This is a genomic window from Pedobacter sp. (assembly GCF_040513095.1).
GTDB lineage: Bacteria > Bacteroidota > Bacteroidia > Sphingobacteriales > Sphingobacteriaceae > Pedobacter.
In genome coordinates, this window is sequence record NZ_JBEVDX010000035.1 from 24242 (window position 1) to 45981 (window position 21740).

Genomic DNA, 21740 nt, shown 5'->3' on the forward strand with positions numbered 1-21740 from the left:
ACCTTTGCAGCAGTTAAGACCCAGAGATAAATTATGGAAGACCAGAATGAGCTGTCGCGTTTCGGAAAAGATTTTACAGAGCGGGTTGAAAATGCGCTAAGCTGCCTCCAGGAAGGTAAAGGTGTACTGGTTGTGGATGATGAGAGCCGTGAAAATGAAGGCGACCTGATTTTCCCGGCCGCAACAATGACCGCAGAGGATATGGCTTTGATGATCCGTACCTGTAGCGGGATTGTTTGCCTGTGTCTTACCCCTGAAAGGGCAGACCTGCTGGAACTGCCACCGATGGTCCATGTGAATACCAGTAAATACCATACTCCTTTTACAGTAACTATTGAAGCGAAAGAGGGTGTAACTACCGGTGTTTCTGCAGCCGACAGGATTCATACGATCAGGACGGCTGTTGCGGATCATGCCAAAGCTGATGACCTTTCAAAGCCCGGACATGTTTTTCCGTTGAGGGCTAACGCTGATGGCGTTTTTGGAAGACGCGGTCATACTGAGGGCAGTATCGATTTGATGGTTCTTGCAGGCTTAAAACCTGTGGCAGTGCTGTGCGAACTGACCAATGAAGACGGTACTATGGCACGTTTGCCGGAGATTGCCGTCTTTGCTGAAGAGCAGCGTACTACTGTAGTGTCTATTGAAGATATATTCCAGTACAGGTTGTCGCTGCAGGACTAAATTACCTTCATCAGTTCTTCCATAAATAAAACTGCCGATCTTTTCCGGTAAACGCCCTGCTGCCATAAAATTGAGGCCTGGCGGTAAAGTTCTTTTCCTGAGATTGGTATCGCAATAAGACCATCCCAGGTACTGATGGCTTTCTCATTGATAATAGTTACCCAGTTTCCTGCCTCTACCATGGAAAGCAGCGAATGCACATCATTCATCTCCAGTTTAATATTGGGAGAAATGCGGTTTTTCTTAAATATCTCCGTGAGCATGTCCCTGGAGCTGAATCCGCTGCCCTGCAGAATAAGGTCGGTTTTAGCTAAATCTTTTAAAGAGATCTTACTGAGTTTAGCCAGGGGATTATTTTTTGATACCACCATCATCACACGCGATGAAAACAGGGGCTGCATCTCCAGTCCGTCGCCATCTGTCTGTTCATGAAAGGCAAGAATAATATCCAGATCGGCCATTCTCAGTTTATTCTCCAGTTGGCCCGCTGCGCCTGATTCTACATGGACAGTGATGCCGGGGTATTTCTCAGAAAACGGAGTAAGTGCAGGCAGGATCAGGGAGCTGAAGGAATAGGTTACCCCGATGTTGAGTTGTCCGTTCATCATGTTGGCATACTCAAACAAAGCCTGCTTGGATTTCTTGATATCCAGGATGATCTTTTGGGCATGGATGAGGAAGACAGTACCTGCTTCCGTAAGACGAACCTGCTTGCCGATACGGTCAAACAGGGGTGTGCCCAATTCTCCTTCCAGCTGTTTGATCTGCTGGGAAAGGGTAGACTGCGTAACAAAAGAAGCTGCTGCCGCATCCGTAAAGTGAAGCAGCTCTGCTGCTTTGATAAAATAATTGAGTTGCCTGACTTCCATAACCGATCGTTAAAACTAATCAAAATCATTAAATCTATCAATTTTATAAATAGATTATGATTGCCGAAATTTGTTGCTGTAATACAATACAACAAACCATGACTGTTTTTCGATCACTAAAATCACGTAATTTCAAGCTCTTTTTTTATGGACAATCTATTTCCCTGATCGGGACATGGATGCAAAAGACGGCAGTCAGCTGGCTGGTATACCAGATTACCGGTTCTGCATTGTTGCTTGGAGTAGTTGGTTTTGTGAGCCTGATCCCTTCGCTGGTTTTATCTCCCTATGCAGGTAGTCTGGTAGACAGGCACGACCGCTACAGGATTATGGTGATCACTCAGGTGATCTCTATGGTGCAGGCCGGAGTTCTTGCCGGAATGCTCTTTCTGGGATACAATAACATCCTGATGATCATTGGCCTGAGTTTGATACAGGGCATTATAAATGCCTTTGATGTTACCTGCCGCCAGTCGCTCATGGTAGAAATGGTTGATGATAAAAACGATCTTCCCAACGCTATCGCTTTAAATTCTACGATGACCAATTTTGCCCGTATTGCCGGGCCGGCTGTGGCGGGTATTATCCTGAGTACTTTCGGAACTGATGTATGTTTTATCGGTAACTTCTTAAGTTATATCCCTGTACTGGTTTGTCTGTTTATGATGAAATTACATACGCCGGTGATTGAAAAACCTTTGAAAAGCATCTGGACTGAACTGAACGAGGGTTTTAAATATGTTTCAGGTGATAAAGAACTTAGCAGCATGCTTACGATGCTGGCGATCAGCAGCTTGTTTGTGATGCCCTTCAATACGTTGATGCCGATTTTTGCAAAAGATATTTTTAATGGAGATGCAAAGACCTTCAGCTGGTTTGAGAGTGCTGCAGGTTTAGGATCTATTGTCAGTGCTATTTATCTGGCTAACCTGAAAAACAACAGTACGCTGATGAAACTGGTAATGATTGCAAGCGGGATACTTGGTACCAGCCTGTTATTACTTTCCTATGCGCCGCAATTGCCTGTTGCATTGCTGTTTATGGGGTTGTCTGGTGTAGGAATGATGGGCCAGAGTTCGGCGATCAACACCTATATCCAAACGCACGCTGTTCCGGAAATGAGAGGCCGTGCTATCAGTTATTATGTAATGGCTTATCAGGGACTTATTCCTGTAGGCAGCCTCTTAATCGGATGGCTGGCCCATTTAATGGGCCCAAGGCCAGCGGTACTTGTAGAGGGTTTAATTGGTTTAACTGCCACTGCTGTTTTTGTGTATTACAAGACGAGAGACATAGCAGTTAAGACAGCATAAGTTACAGCGCTGGCTCCTTAAAAAACCAGCACTGTAAGCATTATTATACTTTCAATCCTGCAAACATGCTGAACAGGATGATAAACAAAACTACGGCAGTGAGCACAATATAAAGCCTGTCCTTTTCAATGATAAAGGAAACCAGGGAAAAGAAAATGCGGACAATAGGGGTAGCGATCAGGATGACCACTCCCAGCTGTATAATCTCTGCAGCGCTGCCATTTGCAAGGCCTTTAAGAATACCTGTGAGACTTGTATAACCTGCCGGCTCGCCATTAAATGTAGTATAATGCGGTGACCCGGAACCCTTCTGGTACAGGTACCAGATCCCACCGATGATGGCTACGGATCCTGATATAAATACCCCTAACCTGAGTACCTGCCCGATCAGCTGCTCCATATCATAATCGGTCATTTTTTTATTTTCGTTGTTTGTCATGATGTTTAGAATTTATGGTTCAAACCATTGTAGATCATATTCAGCGCTATCAGCGTGATCGCTGCGCTAAAGATGATTTTAAGTGAGCTGACATTGATCTTCATCAATAATTTTGATCCGGTAAATGCCCCGGCCAGTACGCCAATGATGACCGGGAATGCAATTCCGGGATCAATATATCCTCTCTGCAGGTAAACTACAGCACTTGCAGCGGCAGTAACACCAACCATGAAATTACTGGTAGTAGTACTCACCCTGAAGGGTACTTTCATAGCGGTATCCATCGCCAGAACTTTCAGTGCGCCCGAACCGATGCCCAGCAAACCGGAAAGCATACCTGCGACGGTCATGATCGAAAATCCGGCACCGACGTTGGTCAGTTTATAATCTACTATTCCCTCTTTCGTAGGATAAGAACTGTTGAGCTTGAGTTTGTAAGACCACTTGCTTCCTGTCAGTAGGGCTGCCTCGCTTTTCTTCCTCAGCGTCATTGCTGCTGAAAAGATGAGCATGACGCCAAACAGGATCGCAACAATATTTACGGGGGTATATATGGCAAGGATAGCGCCTATTACCGCTCCCATTGTAGTCGCGATTTCGAGGAACATTCCCAGGCGGACATTGGTAATCCCCTCCTTAACGTAAGCACTTGCAGAACCGGATGAAGTAGCAATTGAGGCCACCAATGCAGCGCCAATGGCATAACGTATGTCTACATGGAAGAACAGTGTAAGCAATGGAATGATCACCACACCGCCTCCAAGGCCGGTAAGAGAGCCGGCCAGTCCCGCAAGATAGGCGCCCAGTAATAGGATCAGGGTAAAAGTGAAAATAGTCATGGTGTATTAATAATTGTGGTGTAAGATACTTTTTAAAAGTTGTTCTGCCGACTTCTGGTCTTTATTTGCAATGGCAGCAGCGAGATCCTCGTGTGATTGCTGGTTGCGCTGAAAATGTTCGATGCTTTGCTCTCTTGTAGAAAAGAAGTCGTGCAGTACCAGGCTGAAGTTTTCATACAGATCAGACAGCACCTGGTTGCCTGAAGCTTTTGCGATAGCAATGTGGAAAGCAATATCAGTATCCGCACACTTTTTCAGCTGACTGGCTTCGATGGCTTTTTTCCGCTGGATCAGCAGTTCCTGCATTAGTTCCACATGAGCAGTTGTGCGCTTTGAACAGGCGAGGCGGACAATTTCATTCTCGAGCACGGCACGTACAGTATTCAGTTCCTCATAATCAGCCCTGCGCAAACGCTGGGTAAGAGACTCGTCTTTAATTTTTGAGGCGACGATGGTTCCCGATCCCTGCTGTACTTTGAGTATACCAGAAATGGCCAGGGTTTTTATGGCTTCTCTAATGGTAGAACGCCCAACCTGGTAAAATTCCATGAGTTCCGGTTCAGCAGGAATCTTATCTCCCTTTTTTAACCGGCCTGACGAGATATCCTTCTTGATACCCGCAATCACTTTGTCTGAAAGATTCATATTTTTATGTTTGTAAACATCTGATGTATCTGCAATAAACATCTGACGTTTCAAAGGTGTGAATTATTATTGAAACATCTGATGTTTTACTGATAATTGTTACATATTAAAGACTGGGTTCAGCATCATATCGGATATGTAATTGTATCAAGACATCAAGATGTCCTGACATAAAAAGATGTTATGCCTTCCGATTTTTTTACTAATAGTTTCTTTTTACAGGATATAATTTATAGGTTTACAAAAACTTTAGGGGTGCCTTGCGCTGAGATATACCCTTTGAACCTGATGCAGTTAGTACTGCCGAAGGGAAAAGTAAGGCAATATCCGATTGTCTTTTTCCTCTCCTGTTACAGGTCATTCCTATCGTTCAAAAAAAAATGAAAAGATGGAAATTACTGTAAACAACCAACCCCTTACGCTTGATGGTCCCTCTTCTGTGTCGCAGTTGCTTACCGCTGTTTTACAGGTTCCGGGAACCGGGATCGCTGTAGCTGTTAACCAGGCTATCGTATCGAAATCTGACTGGCCGGAACATGTGCTCCGCCAGGGTGATCAGGTTGTCCTCATTAAAGCCACGCAAGGGGGCTAATCCGCTTTTCCGCTTAATAATTTTAAAAATTAGCTATGAAAACAGAAAAAACTCCAGATGGCGAAGTAATCAGCCGCAGGCCTTTCCCGGCTTCCCGAAAAATCTTTGTGAAAGGTGAACTTCATGATATTGAAGTTGCCATGCGTGAAATCAGCCTCAGCGAAACAAAAATCCATAATGGCTTTGGGCTTACTGAGCAAAATCCTCCGGTAACCATTTATGATACCAGTGGGCCTTACACTGATCCCAACGCGCTGATCGATGTGAAAGCGGGCTTGCCCCGGATCCGGGAGCAATGGATTGCAGGCAGGGGAGATGTCGAAAAGTTAGCGCAGATATCCTCTGAATACGGAACCAAACGCCTCAATGATCCCTCGCTTGATCATCTGCGTTTTGCATTTCAGCACCAACCCTACCGTGCAAAAGCGGGAAGTAACGTGAGCCAGATGCACTATGCCAGGAAAGGGATTATCACTGCCGAAATGGAATATATAGCGATCAGGGAAAACCAGCGGATTGACCTGGTGAATGCGCAGCTGGGAGATCAGGCGGCTACGATGAACCACCAGCATCAGGGACATAGTTTTGGTGCCAATACACCACAGGGATATATCACCCCTGAGTTTGTGCGTCAGGAAGTTGCTGCGGGCAGGGCTGTGATCCCTTCTAACATTAACCACCCGGAGTCGGAGCCGATGATCATTGGCAGGAACTTCCTGGTAAAGATCAATGCCAATATTGGCAACTCTGCGGTCACATCGAGCATTGAGGAAGAAGTGGAAAAAGCCGTATGGGCATGCCGTTGGGGCGCAGACACAATTATGGACTTGTCGACCGGAAAAAACATCCATGAAACCCGGGAGTGGATTATCCGCAATTCTCCCGTGCCGATTGGTACCGTACCGATTTACCAGGCACTTGAAAAAGTGAACGGCAAGGCAGAAGACCTGACCTGGGAACTCTTCAGGGATACCCTGATCGAACAGGCAGAGCAGGGTGTGGATTATTTTACTATCCATGCCGGTGTGCTGCTGCGCTATATTCCGCTGACAGCCAAACGGGTTACAGGTATTGTGTCCCGTGGCGGATCTATCATGGCCAAATGGTGCCTCGCGCATCACCAGGAAAGCTTTCTTTACACCCACTTTGAGGAAATCTGCGAACTTATGAAAGCGTATGATGTGGCTTTTTCACTCGGTGACGGACTCAGGCCGGGCTGTATTGCAGATGCAAATGACGAAGCGCAGTTTGCAGAACTGGAAACACTGGGGGAGCTGACAAAGATTGCCTGGAAACATGATGTACAGACGATCATTGAGGGGCCGGGACATGTGCCTATGCACCTGATCAAAGCAAATATGGAAAAACAACTTGAGTTTTGTTCTGAAGCTCCCTTTTATACATTAGGGCCGCTGACTACGGATATTGCTCCGGGATATGACCACATTACTTCGGCAATCGGGGCAGCCATGATCGGCTGGTTTGGTACGGCGATGCTGTGTTACGTTACCCCTAAAGAGCACCTCGGTTTACCAAATAAAAAAGATGTAAAGGATGGCGTAATTACCTATAAAATTGCTGCCCATGCGGCGGATCTGGCAAAGGGTCATCCCGGTGCACAGTATCGTGATAATGCACTGAGCAAGGCGAGGTTTGAGTTCAGATGGGAAGACCAGTTTAACCTTTCCCTGGATCCGGATACGGCAAAGGAATTTCACGATGAGACCCTGCCGGCTGATGGTGCTAAGATCGCACATTTCTGTTCGATGTGCGGCCCGAACTTCTGCTCCATGAAAATCACACAGGATGTGCGGGAGTATGCTGCTAATCAGGGTGTAGATGAGGAGGCTGCACTTGCAAAGGGGATGCAGGAGAAGTCGCGCGAGTTTACAGAAAAGGGAAGCGAGATCTATTTATAAGGATACATGGAGCTCATAGTAGTCACACAGCCGGATTATTTTGAATGCGAAGCTGAGCTGATCAATCAGTTTTTTGCTGAGGGACTGCGCTTGCTGCATATCAGGAAACCAGATAATGACGCTGTCAAATTCAGGTCGCTGATGAAGGGGATTGACCCGGAATATTATCCCTTAATCTCTATTCATCAGCACCATGAACTTGCAGTAGAATTTGGCATCAGGCGCTTACATTTTAAAGAGCAGCAGCGCAGGGCGCTATCGGATGATGGGTTTTGTCTGAGCAGTTCTGTGCATGATCCGGCGGAGCTTTCAAAGCTGAATGGTTTCAGTTATGTTTTCTTCGGGCCTGTGTTTAACAGTATCTCTAAAACGGGTTATAATACTGTGCTGCCGGATGACTTTGTTTTACCCGATCATCTGCTGAAGGTATTTGCAATAGGGGGTGTGGAGGCAGGGAAACTGCAGCAGCTACAACAAATGAATTTTGATGGGGCTGCTGTACTGGGTAGCATCTGGCTTTCAGATTCGCCCCTCAAAGAATTGCGAAATTTGATAAAATCAACCAATGATCATAGATAAACTACATTATATCTCTCAGGCAGCAGCTCAGGGTTCCCACCTGGCAGCCATAGAGAAAGTACTTAAGAAGGGTGGGAAATGGATACAGCTGCGTGTCAAAGAACAGGCGGAAGAAGAAGTTCTGGAACTGGCCATGGAAGCCAGGCTGCTTTGTAGTGCATACAACGCAAAACTGATCATCAATGACTATCCGCGGATAGCGCTGGAGGTCGGGGCTTATGGAGTACATCTGGGTCTGGATGATATGCCTGTCCCGGAAGCCAGGGCAATTCTGGGCCATTCCAAATGCATTGGTGGTACTGCCAATACATTCGGTGATATTCTCAGAAGAGCAGCTGAAGGTGTGGATTATATAGGACTGGGTCCATACTGTTTTACCACAACCAAGAAGAATTTGAGTCCTGTCCTGGGACTGGAAGGGTACTGTCGTATCCTGCAACAGATGGATAAAGCGGGTATAGCTATACCTGTCATCGCGATAGGTGGGATCGGACTGCCTGATATAGACCTTTTGTTGTCTGCAGGGGTCCATGGTATTGCAGTTTCGGGATTATTAACAGGAAGTAACAATTTAAACGAAGATTTTTATGTTCAGTATAGCAGATAAAGTATTTGGCTCCCGTTTACTGACGGGTACGGGGAAATTTAATTCAGCGGTGCTGATGGAGGAAGCACTGCTGGCCTCCGGTTCTGAACTGGTTACAGTAGCTTTGAAACGGGTAGACCTGAAAAGCCAGGACGATGACATTTTGAATCACCTGAAGCATTCACATATCAGTTTGCTGCCCAATACTTCGGGTGTGCGCAATGCCAGAGAAGCAGTTTTTGCCGCAGAGCTGGCAAGGGAAGCGCTGGAAACCAACTGGCTGAAACTGGAAATTCATCCTGATCCCAAATACCTGATGCCCGATCCGATTGAGACATTAAAGGCAACGGAAGAACTGGCAAAGCTGGGATTTATCATTCTGCCCTATATCCATGCAGATCCGGTTTTATGCAAGCGGCTGGAAGATGCAGGAACAGCTGCGGTAATGCCGCTGGGATCTCCCATCGGCAGTAACAAAGGATTAAAGACAATAGATTTTCTGGAGATCATCATCAGTCAGAGTAACGTTCCTGTAATTGTTGATGCAGGTATAGGCACGCCCTCAGATGCTGCCCGCGCAATGGAAATTGGTGCGGATGCAGTTCTTGTCAATACGGCCATTGCAGTTTCAGGTGATCCTGTACGGATGGCGGAGGCTTTTAAGATCGCTGTCATTGCCGGCAGGATGGCCTTTGAAGCAAAGTTGGGTGCTATCAGTTCACAGGCTGCTGCAAGCAGTCCTTTAACTTCTTTTCTGGATGAGCTTTAATGAACTTTTTGATACTTACAGCTGGGAGCAGACCAGTAAAAGTATCTATGCAAAGAATGCTTTAGATGTAGAGTCCGCTCTTGCAAAAAAAATGCGGACGCTTGAGGATTTCAAGGCGCTGATCTCCCCGGCTGCCGCTCCTTACCTGGAGCAGATGGCGCAGCTGAGCAGGGCGCTGACGCTTAAAAGGTTTGGTAAAGTGATGCAGTTATATGTTCCGCTTTATCTTTCCAATGAATGCAATAATATCTGTACTTACTGTGGCTTTAGTTTCGATAATAAGGTAAGGCGCAAAACATTATCACCAATGGAGATCATGCAGGAAGTGGCAGCCATCAAAGAGATGGGGTATGACCATGTGCTGCTGGTAACAGGAGAAGCCAATCAGACCGTACATACAGATTATTTTAAAAAAGTGCTGGAACTGATCGGTCCGCATTTTTCCCATATTTCGATGGAGGTACAGCCTATGGATCTGGAGGATTATCAGGAACTGATTCCGCTGGGCCTGAATACTGTGCTGGTCTATCAGGAAACCTATCACCGCGAAGATTACAGAAAACATCATCCAAAGGGCAAGAAATCAAATTTTGAATACAGGTTAGAGACGCCGGACAGGTTAGGTGCCGCAGGGATTCATAAAATGGGATTGGGTGTACTGATCGGGCTGGAAGACTGGCGCACAGATTCTTTCTTTACCGCTTTGCACCTTGGTTACCTGGAGAAAAAATACTGGAAGAGCAAGTATAGTTTGTCTTTTCCGCGGCTGCGGCCCTTTAGCGGGGGCCTGGAGCCAAAAGTGGAAATGACAGACAGGGAGCTGGTGCAGCTGATCTGTGCTTACCGGCTGCTGAATGAAGAGGTAGAGCTTTCAATTTCTACACGGGAATCTACTGTGTTCCGTGACCATATCGTTAACCTCGGGATTACAGCAATCAGTGCCGGTTCAAAGACTAATCCGGGAGGGTATGCAGTGGAGCCGGAATCTCTGGAACAGTTTGAAATCTCGGATGAACGGAATCCTGCGCTGATCGCGGAGATGTTGCGGAGGCAGGGCTATGAGCCGGTTTGGAAGGATTGGGACAATAGTTTGACCTAAACTTCAGATCTGAGTGTAATTTAAAACAATTTTAAAACGGACAGTGTTAGCCTGTTAAAAGCTGTTTTTCTGTTATGCCGTTTAAGCCTTTCCATCTCTTCCTTTTTTCAATGCTTTATTTTCTACCATTTACGGCTTTAGCCCAGTTTAGTGACAGCACACATTATTCTGTAAATTATACAACAACCGGATCGATCAATAAAACAAATGACGGAGATACATACCTGCTGAATAACGCAGCAAAATTTGGTATCAGAAAAAAAACTTTTAATTTAAATTTCAGTAACAGCTGGGTTTATGGAAAACAGGACAGGGAACTGACCAACAACGATTTTTCTTCATCGCTTGATTTTAATTTGTATAGTGCAATTCCTCATTTCTTTTATTGGGGCCTTGCTACATATAATACCAGCAGGTCGCTTAAAATCAATAACCAGCTGTTAGCCGGAGCAGGAGTAGCCTACAGTATTTATGACAGAAAGAACGTTTATATAAACGTCAGCGACGGAGTTTTGTTTGATAGCAGTGACCTGCTGTTAGAAAATGATGTGCCTGATGTATATCAAACCTACAGAAACTCCTTAAGGGTGGTATTTAAGTTTACCATCAGGGAATTTATTACAATTGACAATTCAACGTTCTTTCAGCCCTCCTTAAAAAAGTGGGAAGATTATAATTTCAGATCTAACTCGGCACTTTCTTTCAAAGTTAGCAAATGGCTTAATTTAACCACAGCCCTGAACTATAACCGCATATCAAGAACAGACCGCGAAAATCTGCTGCTGACCTACGGCTTGTCATTTGAAAAGTATTTTTAAGGATTATTCGTGATATGTTTGAATGGATCACTGTATTCGGATATGTTTGTATCCGTATCACCCAAGTATAAATGAAACCAGCGTTTAAAATAATTGTTCCTTCCCTTTTACTATTCTCCCTGCTGGGATGTAAGTCGCGAAAACCAATGGACAAAATCTACCAGTCTGAATTTTATAGTTTATCAAAAAATAAAGTTACCCAGGGCGCTTATGAAGCAGTAGCCCAATCCCCAACTGCAATAAGTTCCAATTACGAAAGTCCTGTAAACCACGAGATCAGCCCAGCTGTGTCATTCAAATTCAGCATCAATGGGAAAGACAACGAAATGGCTTCGGGAAAGAACCACCTGATAAATGTCATCTCTGACAAAGGGTACTTTGAAAGCCCGGTAATCAGGTTCGGACAGCAATATACAGATCCGGACAGCCCGGATAAAGGCATTTTCCTCCAGCCAGATACAAAATTTACTGTCCGGTTAGACCTGAAGAACGTACTTGAAGAATTTAAAGAAACCGGTTATTATACCACTTTTGATGGTACAAAAATCTATAAAACAGATTTCAAGGGTGTATTTATTGCAGGCAATACCAGTCCGCTGATCTGGGATTTTGATAACCTTGGCAATCACAGAGAGCTGGAACTTCATGACAATGATGGCGATGGTATCTACACGATCACCCTGGAAATGAACAAACCACAGCAGAAAAAAACTACTGCATCTTCCTGGCATCTGTCTAAAGATATCTCGGCTTTTCCACAGTATAAATCAGGCATCCCTATGATGGATGCCCTGTATAATCTTGCTCTGGAAGAAGCCATCAATGCAATAGAACCTGACAGTACATTCAGGACCGGCAAGGAGTGGGCTGGTGTATGGACGCGGGATATCAGTTACAGTATCATTTTATCAATGGCTACGCTGCAGCCGAAAGTAGCAGAACACAGCCTGCTGAAGAAAGTAAAGAACAACAGGATCACTCAGGATACAGGCTCTGGCGGTTCCTGGCCGGTGTCGTCTGACAGGATGATCTGGGCAGTGGCCGCCTGGGAGGTATATAAAACTACAGGAGATACGCAATGGCTGGCAAAAGCTTATGAGGTCATTAAAAACTCTGTGGAAGATGATCTGAAGAATATCTATGATCCGGAAACAGGTCTTGTAAGGGGCGAATCTTCTTTTCTCGACTGGCGTGACCAGACCTATCCGAAATGGATGGAGCCTGCAGATATTTACTCATCTGAAAACCTGGGCACAAATGCTGTTCATTATCAGGTGAATAAGGTACTGTCGCAAATGGCAGTACTGATGAAGGATCAGCAGGCTGCTGAAAAATATACCGCAATAGCAGAGCAGATCAAAAAAGGGATCAATACCTGGTTATGGATGCCTGAAAAAGGATATTACGGTCAGTATCTGTATGGAAGACAGTTCCCTGTCCTGTCGCCCCGCTCGGAGGCATTGGGAGAAGCACTGACCGTATTGTTTGATATTGCTGATCCGGAACGTCAGAAATCTGTCGTTGCGCACACGCCTGTAACCAATTTCGGTATTCCCTGCATTTATCCGCAGATTCCGAATATCCCGCCCTATCACAATGATGCGGTATGGCCTTTTGTACAATCTTACTGGTCGCTAGCCATCGCAAAGACGGGCAATGCAGAAGCGCTGCTCCAAAGTATGAGTGCGATTTATCGCCCTGCGGCATTATTCCTCACGAACAAGGAAAACTTTGTTTCTTCGAATGGCGACTTCGCCGGGACGCAGATCAATTCAAGCAACATGTTATGGAGTTTATCCGGGAGCCTGAGTATGATTTACAAGGTGATATTCGGGATAGACATCCGCGAAAATTCACTGGTATTCAAACCTTTTGTACCCGAAATTTTACAGGCAGACAGGACCCTGAATAATTTCAAATACCGCAATGCGGTGCTTGATATCAGCTTATCTGGTTTTGGAAATCAGATCCGTTCCATCACAATGGATGGCAAAGAACTTCCTTCTGCCACTATTCCGGCAGATCTGTCGGGTGTACACCAGGTAAGGATTATTCTGGCAAACAATCCGCTGGAAAAAGGCAGTGTAGCCTTAACGAAAGATTATTTTTCGGTAGCAGCACCCGTGCTGAAAAACCAGGACCAGCTCATTTCATGGGAAAAAGTTGAGGGAGCATCAGCATACATGATTATCCATAATGGAAAAGAGATTGCTAAAACTGCTGAACTGAATTATCATGTTGTACAGAATGGTGAGTACCAGGTGATGGCTACAGATGCCGCAGGCACGCGATCATTTGCAAGTGAACCTGTACTGATTTTTCCGGCACAGAAAATCAATAACATCGACCTTTCACTGGTAACTGATAAATCTGATCTTCCTTATCAGGGGTACTCCGGAAAAGGATTTATTGAGATCAGTAAAACAAAGAATAAGCAGGTCAGCATTGTTGTGAATGTGCCGGAATCGGGAACTTACGCAGTTGATTTCAGGTATTCAAATGGTAACGGGCCAACCAATACAGATAACAAATGTGCCATCAGAACACTCAGCATTGACGGTACTTTTGCCGGAACTTTTGTATTTCCGCAACGCGGAAAAGACGAATGGTCGAACTGGGGTTTCAGCAATACTTTACAGCTCAGACTAACAAAAGGGAGTCATGAACTCAGCTTGTCTTTCGAAGACTGGAACGAGAATATGAACGGAGAGATCAATCAGGCGATGCTGGATCAGCTGCGGGTAATAAGGATCGGTTAAACGGAAGGAAGAGCTTTATTTTGGCTCGCTGACAGGTCGGCGCAAAAAGAAATACTGATCCTGGTGTGCTGCGTAATCCTGGAATTCCGCTGATGCCTGAATTCCGGCAGGTGTCTTTTTAAACTGCTCCGGAGTAATGAACCGCCAGGTCAGCCCGTCTGATTCCTGCACTGAAAGTACTTCAATGGGAAAGTTCAGAATATACTGCTCCAGAAATTCGTATTTTGCAGCCGTCCATTCTGCCGTGCTGCCCAGATTACGTGGCCAGGTATACAATTTATGCGCCTCGATCAGCTTCCCGTTTTCATCGATGTAGGTTGACTGTCTTAAGATCAGATCGCTCAACTTTAAAACAGCTATTTCACCTGTAAAAGTATCATGGTTTTGTTCAATCATGATCGCTTTGGCAGTAAAATATGGCACACTGGCATTTTTTTCCTGCTCTTCTTTCAATAAACCGACAAAAACATATTTCCCCTTTTTAAGCAATTGTGGCTGATTTTCGTTGTGTTCTTGACTTAAAGTAGGCATATAAAGGCTGTTTTTGTAAATTTACTTAAATTGTGATTGAAAACGTTGCAGCAATAAGTTTTTGTGCAGCAAACATGACAAAATAATGTTTGCCTTTCATCAATCTTAGCACATTTATTGCTGTTGGAGGGCTATAAATCATCAATAGCTGTTAAAAATGAATCATACTCCAAAAAAGATAGTCATTGTGGGCGGTGGATTTGCAGGTGTAAACCTTGCGAAAAACCTTTCTGATCACGAATCATTTGACGTTGTCTTAGTCGATAAAAACAATTATAACTTTTTCCCTCCCTTAATCTATCAGGTAGCTACAGGTTACCTTGAAACCTCTAATATTTCCTATCCTTTCCGCAAACTTTTCAGGGGCAAAAAGAACTTTACTTTCAGACTGGGCGAGTTGGAGGAGGTTTTACCGGCACAAAAGAAACTCATTCTTTCCACAGGCGAAATCAGCTATGATTACCTGGTTTTTGGAACCGGATGTGTGACCAACTATTTTGGAATGGAAAGCGTTGAAAAAAATGCTATTCCAATGAAGACCATTTCTGATGCCTTGCAGATGCGCAATACACTGCTGGAAAGACTGGAGCAGGCATCACGTACAACAGATCCTGAGTTAAGAAAGAAACTTTTAACAGTAGTGGTTGCTGGTGGTGGCCCTACAGGAGTAGAAATCTCTGGTATGTTTGCCGAAATGAAAAGGACCATCATAGCAAAAGACTACCCGGAACTGGCAGGTTCCAGCGGTGAGATTTATCTTGTTGATGGCCTGAAAGCATTACTGACACCAATGAGTGAGAAATCACAAAAATATGCATACGATACCCTGACTAAAAACGGCGTTAAAGTTCGTTTAAACGCGTTGGTAAAGGATTTTAGTGATGATGTTGTTCATTTTGCGAATGGAGATACAATCGTATCAAAAAACCTGATCTGGGCAGCAGGTGTTACTGCAATTGTTTTCAAAGGAATTCCTGAAGCTGCTTATGGCAGAGGAAAAAGGATGATCGTTGATGCGTATAATAAAGTAATAGGAATGGATGATGTATACGCGATTGGTGATACATGTATCCAGACTACTGATGAGCATTTCCCGCAAGGGCACCCTCAGGTGGCACAGGTAGCCATTCAACAGGGACAAAACCTGGGTAAAAACCTGATCAAATCTTTATCCAATGAAACCCTGAAGCCTTTCAGTTATTATGACAAAGGTTCAATGGCGATCATTGGGAAAAATAAAGCGGTGGCCGACCTGCCTAAACCCAAGTTGTTCTTTAGTGGTGTGCTTGCCTTATTTATGTGGTTGTTCATCCACCTTTTGTCCCTGATTAATTACAGAAACAGGATCAGAACCTTATATAACTGGGGAGTAGCTTACCTTACCAACGACCAGTCACTGAGAATGATCGTAAGGCCAGCCAGTAAGTTTAAACCTGAAGACGTTTAAGTACAAGCTGCAGTCCCGGACTGCTGACATATAAAATATCCTGAAGGTCATCTGAAGGGGGAACGTAATTATTACATTAAGTAAGCAAAAGAATAGGGCCAGGGCTATCTCGCAATAGCGAATACACCTATTTTTGCAGAATGGATGATTTCTTCGCTGCCCGACTCCAGATGGCCTTTTCTTTAGGTTTCCACATTGTTTTCTCCTGTATTGGCATGGTTATGCCCTTCTTTATGTCAACCGCCCATTATTACTGGCTGAAGAAAAAGGAGACCGTTTATCTTGACGTAACCAAAGCATGGAGCAAAGGTGTGGCCATATTTTTTGCCACCGGAGCAGTTTCAGGAACGGTACTCTCCTTTGAGCTCGGATTGCTCTGGCCAAGGTTTATGGAACATGCAGGACCGATCTTCGGCATGCCTTTCTCCCTCGAAGGAACAGCATTTTTTATCGAAGCGATTGCCCTTGGGTTTTACCTGTACGGATGGAACCGCTTTCATCCATGGTTCCACTGGTTTACAGGTGTTGTTGTGGGTATCACCGGACTGCTCTCAGGAATACTGGTTGTCGCCGCCAACTCCTGGATGAACAGCCCCTCGGGTTTTGATTTTGTAAATGGTCAGTACCTGAATATAGATCCCATGAAAGCCATGTTCAATGCGGCCTGGTTCTCGCAGGCACTGCACATGTGTGTAGCTGCTTTTGTATCCACAGGTTTCGCTGTAGCTGGTGTACATGCACTGATGATATTGAAAGGTAAAAATGTAGCATTTCACAACAAGGCCTTCCGCATAGCAGCAATTTTCGCTACCATTGCAGCATGTCTTCAACCTCTAAGCGGTGATGTTTCTGCCAAGGATGTTGCCAGAAGACAGCCTGCAAAACTCGCTGCCATGGAATCACATTTCCATACAGAAAAAGGTGCCTCGCTGATCATTGGAGGCATTCCGGATACGGCTACCCAAAAAGTTGATTATGCATTGAAGATTCCAAAGCTCCTTAGCTTTATGGCGACCAATGATTTCAATGCTGAGGTCAAAGGACTGGATCAGTTTCCTAAGAAGGATCATCCACCGGTTATGGTGACACATTTTGCTTTCCAGATTATGGTAGGACTGGGGATGGCAATGCTGGCTTTGTCAGTCATTTATTTTATCGCCCTGCTAAAGAAAAAAAGCTGGTCTGACAGCAAGTGGCTGCTTAAGCTTTTTGTGATCGCAACACCTCTGGGGTATCTGGCGCTCGAAGCCGGATGGACAGTAACTGAAGTTGGCCGGCAGCCCTGGATTATCTACGGCGTAATGCGGACCGCAGATGCAGTAACCCCAATGCCGGGTATTGCCTATTCCTTTTATCTTTTTACCGCAGTCTATATCTCGCTGGCTGTCATTGTCAGCTTTTTATTGTTCCGCCAGATTACCATGGTGGGCAAACTATACGATTCATCCACTGATCACAAAACGCAATAGACCATGGTATATGTAGTGATAATTTTTCTCTGGACGGCTATATTATTATACCTGTTGCTCGGCGGTGCCGATTTTGGGGCCGGTATTATTGAATTGTTTACTTCGAAGGCCAACAGGCACCGTACCCGCAAAAATATGTACGAAGCTATAGGGCCGGTCTGGGAAGCAAACCATATGTGGCTGATCATCGTGATCGTGATCCTTTTTGTAGGTTTTCCAAAGATCTATACGACTGTTTCTATCTATCTTCACATCCCGCTGGTCTGCATGCTTCTCGGAATTATTGCCAGGGGGACAGCCTTTGTTTTCAGAAATTATGATGCCGTAAAGGATGATATGCAGAAAATTTATACCAGGATTTTTATGCTTTCCAGTGTGCTCACGCCCTTTTTCCTGGGGATCATTGCTGCCAGTGTGGTTTCTGCAAAAATAGACTTACAGGCGCATGATTTTGTATCGGCCTACATTTATAGCTGGCTGAACTGGTTCTCCGTTGCAGTGGGCATATTTACTGTTACCATCTGTGCTTACCTTGCTGCGGTATTTATTATCGGACAGGCGGATGATGAGTTTGACCGTCAGCGTTTTACCAGGAAAGCCACCTACCTGATTTTTGTAGTAATGGGAGCTGGGGCTCTTGTTTTTATGGCGGCATGGATAGATAAAATTCCTTTGCTCAGCTGGATCTTTAGTGATCTTCCCGGTATCATTGCAATTATACTGGCTACAATTTCACTGATCATCATGTTCTGGTTCCTGAACAAGAATAAACCTGTTATGCTCAGGATACTGGCGGGCTTCCAGGTAACAATGATCCTGTTTGCAGCAACATACAGCCACTTTCCTGATATTGTGCTGCTGAAAGGCGGAGACAACCTTTCCCTGCTGGGCGACCAGGGCGAACAGAAAACTATGGAAGCGCTGGCTTACGCATTGCTGATTGGCAGCGTATTTATCCTGCCGGCTCTGGGGTACCTTCTCTATAGTTTCCAGAAAAAAACAGATACCATATCTGACCACTAAATTTAAGCGAAATACTTATGACAGTATCCGATTTTTCAAGACTCAGTAAATTAACAGAAGGAGATTACGAAGCCTTTTTATATGATTGTGACGGCACCCTGGCAGATAATATGCCTGCCCACGCAGCAACCTATGTGGCGGTAGCCAAACAATACCAGGTGGAGATGGACCCCGCGATTATAGATGAACTTGCAGGATGGCCTATCGCCAATGTGGTAGAAGAACTGAACCTGCGCTATAATGCTACAATGGACCCTGAAGAATTCAGATCGCGGAAAGCCCAGCTTTTTGCCGATGAATATATCAGTAAGGTACTGCCCATTCCCTATGTAGTAGAACACCTGAAAGCCAATGCAGGCAAAGTTCGTATTGCAGTAGTTTCTGGCGGTGACCGTATAGCTGTACAGCGCACGCTGGAAATTATTGGTGTAAGTGAATATGTAGAAGTGCTCGTATGTGCAGGAGAAACCCCGAAGGGCAAGCCTTTTGCAGATCCTTTTCTCAAAGCCGCAGAACTGCTTGGTGTTGACCCGAAGAAATGTCTTGTGTTTGAAGATGGGGTTCCCGGCGTAAAGGCAGCTGAGGCAGCCGGAATGCACTGGGTAAGAATAGATCAGTTTAAATTTGGTTAAGCCATGAAAAGATCCGGGACAGCAGATATGCCATTGCATTACGGCCACATTCCAAAGTGGCTGGCAGAACGTATGTCCCGTCTTGGGCTGGCGATTACTGAAGCCATTATAGCAGAATACGGAACTGCCGAGGTATTGCGTAGACTAAGCGATCCTTTCTGGTTCCAGAGCCTGGGCGCTGTCATGGGAATGGACTGGCATTCGTCAGGTATCACCACATCGGTGATGGGTGCTTTAAAGAGTTCGGTTAATCCGCTGTCCAAAGAACTAGGTATCTATATTTGTGGAGGAAAAGGCAAGTCCTCTAAAAATACCCCTCAGGAATTACTGCTGTACAGCGATCGTAACGGATTGAACGGGAATGAACTGCTGCGCTGCAGCAAGCTGAGTGCAAAGGTAGATAATACCGCTGTGCAGGACGGCTTCCAGTTATACATGCACAGCTTTGTGGTTAACACCGAAGGACTATGGACTGTCGTGCAGCAGGGGATGCAGGACGGGAGTTCTACAGCAAGGAGATACCACTGGCATTCGGCAGCTATGCAGTCTTTTGTAGAAGATCCGCACACTGCAATCTGCGGCAGGAACCAGGGACCTATCCTTAATATGGTGGCAAAAGCAGCAAGTCCAGCCCGTGATGCAATATTGTCTATGACCGCTGAACATCCTTCGCGTATGATCGCTGAGGTGCAGCAGCTGATTATGCCAAGGCATCATGATGTCCGGTCGAAAGATGTAGACCTGAAGCGGTTAGGAGCGATGTTATGGCTTACCCACGATAAACAACCCGCCGATTTTGAAGAACTATTGCTCTTGCAGGGCATGGGCCCGCGTACTTTACAGTCGATGGCCCTGGTCAGTGAAGTGATCTATGGTACACCATCCAGGTTTACCGATCCTGCACGCTTTTCTTTTGCAAACGGGGGTAAAGACGGGCATCCTTTTCCCGTTCCGGTAAATGTATACGATGAAACCCTTAGCATACTTTCCAAAGCAATTGACAAGGCTAAAATCGGGCAGGGGGAGAAATTGGAAGCCATTCAGAAATTAGCTGAACTTTCGCGGCAGGCAGAAAAAGATTTTACACCAAACGACAACTTCGACGAACTGCTTGAAAGAGAACGCAGTGAATCCTGGAAATATGGAGGTAAAACGATTTTTGGTGATGCCAGACCTCCCGGGGGCGGACAGCTCAACCTGTTCTAGGCTTTATTTTTTTATATTTAAAAAATTAAACCACCCTGTGATGTTGTCTATAGCGTTAACAGACAGGATAAATATAAACGGCAAATGAATAAGATTTATTTAATGGCATTGCTTTTCCCTTTTGGGACGGTGGCAAATGCACAACAGAAACAACCTTCGGCAACGGTATATACCACGGCCCGGGGTTCGGACCTCAAAATATCAAAAACGGGAAGCCTGAACTTTACCGATCTGAAACAGCCGCTGGAAACACAGGTCTGCATCTTTGTTGATCCTTCAAAAACATTTCAAACGCTGGTAGGAATTGGCGGGGCAATAACTGATGCTACGGCAGAAACCTATGCGAAGTTACCAAAGGCAGCACAGCAGGAATTCCTGAAAGCCTATTATGACCAGTCGGGCGGCATTGGTTTTACGCTGGCCAGAACAAGTATCCACAGTACAGATTTTTCGAGCGACAGCTATACCTATATCAAAGAGAATGATGCAGCACTGAAATCTTTTAATGTAAAGCATGATGAGAAGTACCGTATTCCTTTGATAAAGCAGGCAATTCAGGCCGCAGGTGGCAAGCTGACTATGTTTGTAAGCCCATGGAGCCCGCCGGCATTTATGAAGACCAATGGCAGTATGTTAAAGGGGGGTAAACTGAAACCTGAGTTTAGACAGAACTGGGCAAATTATTATGCTAAATTTATCAAAACATATGAGGCAATGGGTATGCCTGTCTGGGGCCTGACGGTGCAGAATGAACCTATGGCAACGCAAACCTGGGAATCATGTGTATATACTGCAGAAGATGAACGCGATTTTATTAAGGAATATTTAGGCCCAACCCTGCAAAAAGAAGGTTTGTCTGATAAAAAACTTATTGCCTGGGACCATAACCGCGACCAGATGTACCAGCGGGCAAGCACGATCTTAAGTGATCCTGAAGCGGCTAAATATGTTTGGGGAATTGGTTACCACTGGTACGAAACCTGGACCGGCAGCGGCATGTTATTCGATAATGAAAAACTGGTGAAACAGTCCTTTCCTGATAAGGAACTGATCTTTACTGAAGGATGTGTGGAAAAGTTTAACATTGACAGCATCGGCAGCTGGGCATTGGGCGAGCGTTACGGTTATTCGATGATCAATGACTTCAACAGTGGTACAGCAGCATGGACGGACTGGAATATGCTATTGGATGAAAAAGGAGGCCCTAATCATGTGGGTAATTTCTGTTTCGCTCCTGTACATGCAGACAGTAAAACCGGGAAACTGATCTATACCAACTCCTATTATTATATGGGGCAGTTCTCAAAGTTTATCCGTCCCGGGGCAGAAAGAATAGTAAGTTCTTCCAACCGTGATAAACTGATTACGACGGCTTTCATCAATCCTGATGGTAAAATGGCTGTAGTGGTGATGAACAAATCAAATGATAAGCTTCCATACTATTTGTGGATAGCTGGTAAAGCAGCTGAAACGATCAGCCTGCCGCACTCAATTTCTACCATTGTTGTGGAATAGGAAACCT

The 21740-nt window shown here is 45.1% G+C and carries 21 protein-coding genes and 1 riboswitch; of the genes, 16 read left to right on the plus strand and 5 right to left on the minus strand.

The genetic code is table 11. The annotated features are described in order from the left end of the window. Nucleotides 1-33: 33 nt before the first annotated feature. Nucleotides 34-684: a 3,4-dihydroxy-2-butanone-4-phosphate synthase gene (gene ribB, locus ABWY16_RS04555; RefSeq protein ID WP_353903467.1), complete on the plus strand. Its 651-nt coding sequence runs from the start codon at nucleotides 34-36 to the stop codon at nucleotides 682-684. On the opposite strand, the gene ABWY16_RS04560 is transcribed toward ribB, so the two are convergent. Further along, entirely contained in the window at nucleotides 681-1553 is an 873-nt protein-coding gene (locus tag ABWY16_RS04560; protein ID WP_353903468.1) for a LysR substrate-binding domain-containing protein, read from the minus strand. The two genes, ribB and ABWY16_RS04560, sit on opposite strands and share 4 nt — an antisense overlap. Nucleotides 1554-1651: 98 nt before the next feature. Between ABWY16_RS04560 and ABWY16_RS04565 the strand changes: the two genes are divergently transcribed. After that, on the plus strand, nucleotides 1652-2866 hold the full coding sequence (locus ABWY16_RS04565) for an MFS transporter (protein ID WP_353903469.1): 1215 nt from the start codon (nucleotides 1652-1654) through the stop codon (nucleotides 2864-2866). A 43-nt stretch (nucleotides 2867-2909) separates the two neighbouring features. Here the strand turns inward: ABWY16_RS04565 and ABWY16_RS04570 are convergent, their stop codons facing one another. The 3 genes from ABWY16_RS04570 to ABWY16_RS04580 are packed head-to-tail and all read right to left on the minus strand — an operon-like array spanning nucleotide 2910 to nucleotide 4789. Further along, nucleotides 2910-3305: a DUF1634 domain-containing protein gene (locus ABWY16_RS04570; RefSeq protein ID WP_353903470.1), complete on the minus strand. Its 396-nt coding sequence runs from the start codon at nucleotides 3303-3305 to the stop codon at nucleotides 2910-2912. 5 nt (nucleotides 3306-3310) lie between these two features. Beyond that, nucleotides 3311-4144, minus strand: a complete 834-nt coding sequence (locus tag ABWY16_RS04575; RefSeq protein ID WP_353903471.1) for a sulfite exporter TauE/SafE family protein — start codon at nucleotides 4142-4144, stop codon at nucleotides 3311-3313. 6 nt (nucleotides 4145-4150) lie between these two features. Continuing rightward, nucleotides 4151-4789 carry a FadR/GntR family transcriptional regulator gene (locus tag ABWY16_RS04580; protein WP_353903472.1) on the minus strand — a complete coding sequence of 213 codons (639 nt, stop codon included), beginning with the start codon at nucleotides 4787-4789 and terminating at the stop codon, nucleotides 4151-4153. A 241-nt stretch (nucleotides 4790-5030) separates the two neighbouring features. Beyond that, nucleotides 5031-5118, plus strand: a riboswitch (TPP riboswitch). 59 nt (nucleotides 5119-5177) lie between these two features. On the opposite strand from ABWY16_RS04580, the gene thiS reads away from it, so the two are divergent. The 8 genes from thiS (at nucleotide 5178) to ABWY16_RS04620 (ending at nucleotide 13910) form a co-directional block, all read left to right on the plus strand. Then, nucleotides 5178-5381, plus strand: a complete 204-nt coding sequence (gene thiS, locus ABWY16_RS04585) for a sulfur carrier protein ThiS (RefSeq protein ID WP_353903473.1) — start codon at nucleotides 5178-5180, stop codon at nucleotides 5379-5381. A 35-nt stretch (nucleotides 5382-5416) separates the two neighbouring features. Beyond that, nucleotides 5417-7300 (plus strand): phosphomethylpyrimidine synthase ThiC, encoded by a 1884-nt coding sequence (gene thiC / locus ABWY16_RS04590; protein ID WP_353903474.1) that lies wholly within the window; start codon nucleotides 5417-5419, stop codon nucleotides 7298-7300. 6 nt (nucleotides 7301-7306) lie between these two features. After that, complete coding sequence (locus ABWY16_RS04595) at nucleotides 7307-7879, plus strand: thiamine phosphate synthase (RefSeq protein WP_353903475.1); 573 nt, start codon at nucleotides 7307-7309, stop codon at nucleotides 7877-7879. Then, nucleotides 7866-8486, plus strand: a complete 621-nt coding sequence (locus ABWY16_RS04600) for a thiamine phosphate synthase (RefSeq protein WP_353903476.1) — start codon at nucleotides 7866-7868, stop codon at nucleotides 8484-8486. The genes ABWY16_RS04595 and ABWY16_RS04600 overlap by 14 nt, the downstream gene beginning before the upstream one ends. Further along, a complete protein-coding gene (locus ABWY16_RS04605; RefSeq protein WP_353903477.1) occupies nucleotides 8467-9234 on the plus strand; it encodes a thiazole synthase in 768 nt (255 codons plus the stop codon). The genes ABWY16_RS04600 and ABWY16_RS04605 overlap by 20 nt, the downstream gene beginning before the upstream one ends. Further along, nucleotides 9224-10333, plus strand: coding sequence for a 2-iminoacetate synthase ThiH (gene thiH, locus ABWY16_RS04610; protein WP_353903478.1), 1110 nt, complete (start codon nucleotides 9224-9226; stop codon nucleotides 10331-10333). Before ABWY16_RS04605 ends, thiH begins: the two co-directional genes overlap by 11 nt. A gap of 110 nt (nucleotides 10334-10443) precedes the next feature. Then, complete coding sequence (locus ABWY16_RS04615) at nucleotides 10444-11151, plus strand: DUF481 domain-containing protein (protein ID WP_353903479.1); 708 nt, start codon at nucleotides 10444-10446, stop codon at nucleotides 11149-11151. 71 nt (nucleotides 11152-11222) lie between these two features. Next, nucleotides 11223-13910, plus strand: coding sequence for an alpha-L-rhamnosidase-related protein (locus tag ABWY16_RS04620; protein WP_353903480.1), 2688 nt, complete (start codon nucleotides 11223-11225; stop codon nucleotides 13908-13910). 15 nt (nucleotides 13911-13925) lie between these two features. Here the strand turns inward: ABWY16_RS04620 and ABWY16_RS04625 are convergent, their stop codons facing one another. After that, nucleotides 13926-14441: a hypothetical protein gene (locus ABWY16_RS04625; protein WP_353903481.1), complete on the minus strand. Its 516-nt coding sequence runs from the start codon at nucleotides 14439-14441 to the stop codon at nucleotides 13926-13928. 157 nt (nucleotides 14442-14598) lie between these two features. On the opposite strand from ABWY16_RS04625, the gene ABWY16_RS04630 reads away from it, so the two are divergent. From ABWY16_RS04630 to ABWY16_RS04655, 6 genes are all read left to right on the plus strand, one after another. Beyond that, a complete protein-coding gene (locus ABWY16_RS04630; RefSeq protein ID WP_353903482.1) occupies nucleotides 14599-15888 on the plus strand; it encodes an NAD(P)/FAD-dependent oxidoreductase in 1290 nt (429 codons plus the stop codon). Between the two features lie 140 nt (nucleotides 15889-16028). Then, the gene (locus ABWY16_RS04635; protein WP_353903483.1) at nucleotides 16029-17357 is read left to right on the plus strand and encodes a cytochrome ubiquinol oxidase subunit I; all 1329 of its coding nucleotides are present in this window, start codon (nucleotides 16029-16031) and stop codon (nucleotides 17355-17357) included. Between the two features lie 3 nt (nucleotides 17358-17360). After that, entirely contained in the window at nucleotides 17361-18380 is a 1020-nt protein-coding gene (locus ABWY16_RS04640) for a cytochrome d ubiquinol oxidase subunit II (protein ID WP_353903484.1), read from the plus strand. 17 nt (nucleotides 18381-18397) lie between these two features. After that, on the plus strand, nucleotides 18398-19012 hold the full coding sequence (locus ABWY16_RS04645) for an HAD family hydrolase (RefSeq protein ID WP_353903485.1): 615 nt from the start codon (nucleotides 18398-18400) through the stop codon (nucleotides 19010-19012). Nucleotides 19013-19015: 3 nt separating this feature from the next. After that, nucleotides 19016-20218, plus strand: coding sequence for a DUF763 domain-containing protein (locus ABWY16_RS04650; protein WP_353903486.1), 1203 nt, complete (start codon nucleotides 19016-19018; stop codon nucleotides 20216-20218). Between the two features lie 84 nt (nucleotides 20219-20302). Continuing rightward, complete coding sequence (locus ABWY16_RS04655) at nucleotides 20303-21733, plus strand: glycoside hydrolase family 30 protein (RefSeq protein ID WP_353903487.1); 1431 nt, start codon at nucleotides 20303-20305, stop codon at nucleotides 21731-21733. The last annotated feature ends 7 nt before the right edge of the window (nucleotides 21734-21740 follow it).

Excerpts from the sequence above, each read along its gene's own strand:
- ABWY16_RS04615 (WP_353903479.1), top strand. The coding sequence starts at position 10,444 with ATGCTTTATTTTCTACCATTTACGGCTTTAGCCCAGTTTAGTGACAGC.
- ABWY16_RS04560 (WP_353903468.1), bottom strand. The coding sequence starts at position 1,553 with ATGGAAGTCAGGCAACTCAATTATTTTATCAAAGCAGCAGAGCTGCTT.
- ABWY16_RS04565 (WP_353903469.1), top strand. The coding sequence starts at position 1,652 with ATGACTGTTTTTCGATCACTAAAATCACGTAATTTCAAGCTCTTTTTT.
- ABWY16_RS04630 (WP_353903482.1), top strand. The coding sequence starts at position 14,599 with ATGAATCATACTCCAAAAAAGATAGTCATTGTGGGCGGTGGATTTGCA.
- ABWY16_RS04620 (WP_353903480.1), top strand. The coding sequence starts at position 11,223 with ATGAAACCAGCGTTTAAAATAATTGTTCCTTCCCTTTTACTATTCTCC.
- ABWY16_RS04650 (WP_353903486.1), top strand. The coding sequence starts at position 19,016 with ATGAAAAGATCCGGGACAGCAGATATGCCATTGCATTACGGCCACATT.
- ABWY16_RS04575 (WP_353903471.1), bottom strand. The coding sequence starts at position 4,144 with ATGACTATTTTCACTTTTACCCTGATCCTATTACTGGGCGCCTATCTT.
- thiS (WP_353903473.1), top strand. The coding sequence starts at position 5,178 with ATGGAAATTACTGTAAACAACCAACCCCTTACGCTTGATGGTCCCTCT.
- ABWY16_RS04640 (WP_353903484.1), top strand. The coding sequence starts at position 17,361 with ATGGTATATGTAGTGATAATTTTTCTCTGGACGGCTATATTATTATAC.
- ABWY16_RS04605 (WP_353903477.1), top strand. The coding sequence starts at position 8,467 with ATGTTCAGTATAGCAGATAAAGTATTTGGCTCCCGTTTACTGACGGGT.
- ABWY16_RS04595 (WP_353903475.1), top strand. The coding sequence starts at position 7,307 with ATGGAGCTCATAGTAGTCACACAGCCGGATTATTTTGAATGCGAAGCT.
- ABWY16_RS04635 (WP_353903483.1), top strand. The coding sequence starts at position 16,029 with ATGGATGATTTCTTCGCTGCCCGACTCCAGATGGCCTTTTCTTTAGGT.
- ribB (WP_353903467.1), top strand. The coding sequence starts at position 34 with ATGGAAGACCAGAATGAGCTGTCGCGTTTCGGAAAAGATTTTACAGAG.
- ABWY16_RS04580 (WP_353903472.1), bottom strand. The coding sequence starts at position 4,789 with ATGAATCTTTCAGACAAAGTGATTGCGGGTATCAAGAAGGATATCTCG.
- ABWY16_RS04600 (WP_353903476.1), top strand. The coding sequence starts at position 7,866 with ATGATCATAGATAAACTACATTATATCTCTCAGGCAGCAGCTCAGGGT.
- ABWY16_RS04645 (WP_353903485.1), top strand. The coding sequence starts at position 18,398 with ATGACAGTATCCGATTTTTCAAGACTCAGTAAATTAACAGAAGGAGAT.
- thiH (WP_353903478.1), top strand. The coding sequence starts at position 9,224 with ATGAGCTTTAATGAACTTTTTGATACTTACAGCTGGGAGCAGACCAGT.
- thiC (WP_353903474.1), top strand. The coding sequence starts at position 5,417 with ATGAAAACAGAAAAAACTCCAGATGGCGAAGTAATCAGCCGCAGGCCT.
- ABWY16_RS04570 (WP_353903470.1), bottom strand. The coding sequence starts at position 3,305 with ATGACAAACAACGAAAATAAAAAAATGACCGATTATGATATGGAGCAG.
- ABWY16_RS04655 (WP_353903487.1), top strand. The coding sequence starts at position 20,303 with ATGAATAAGATTTATTTAATGGCATTGCTTTTCCCTTTTGGGACGGTG.
- ABWY16_RS04625 (WP_353903481.1), bottom strand. The coding sequence starts at position 14,441 with ATGCCTACTTTAAGTCAAGAACACAACGAAAATCAGCCACAATTGCTT.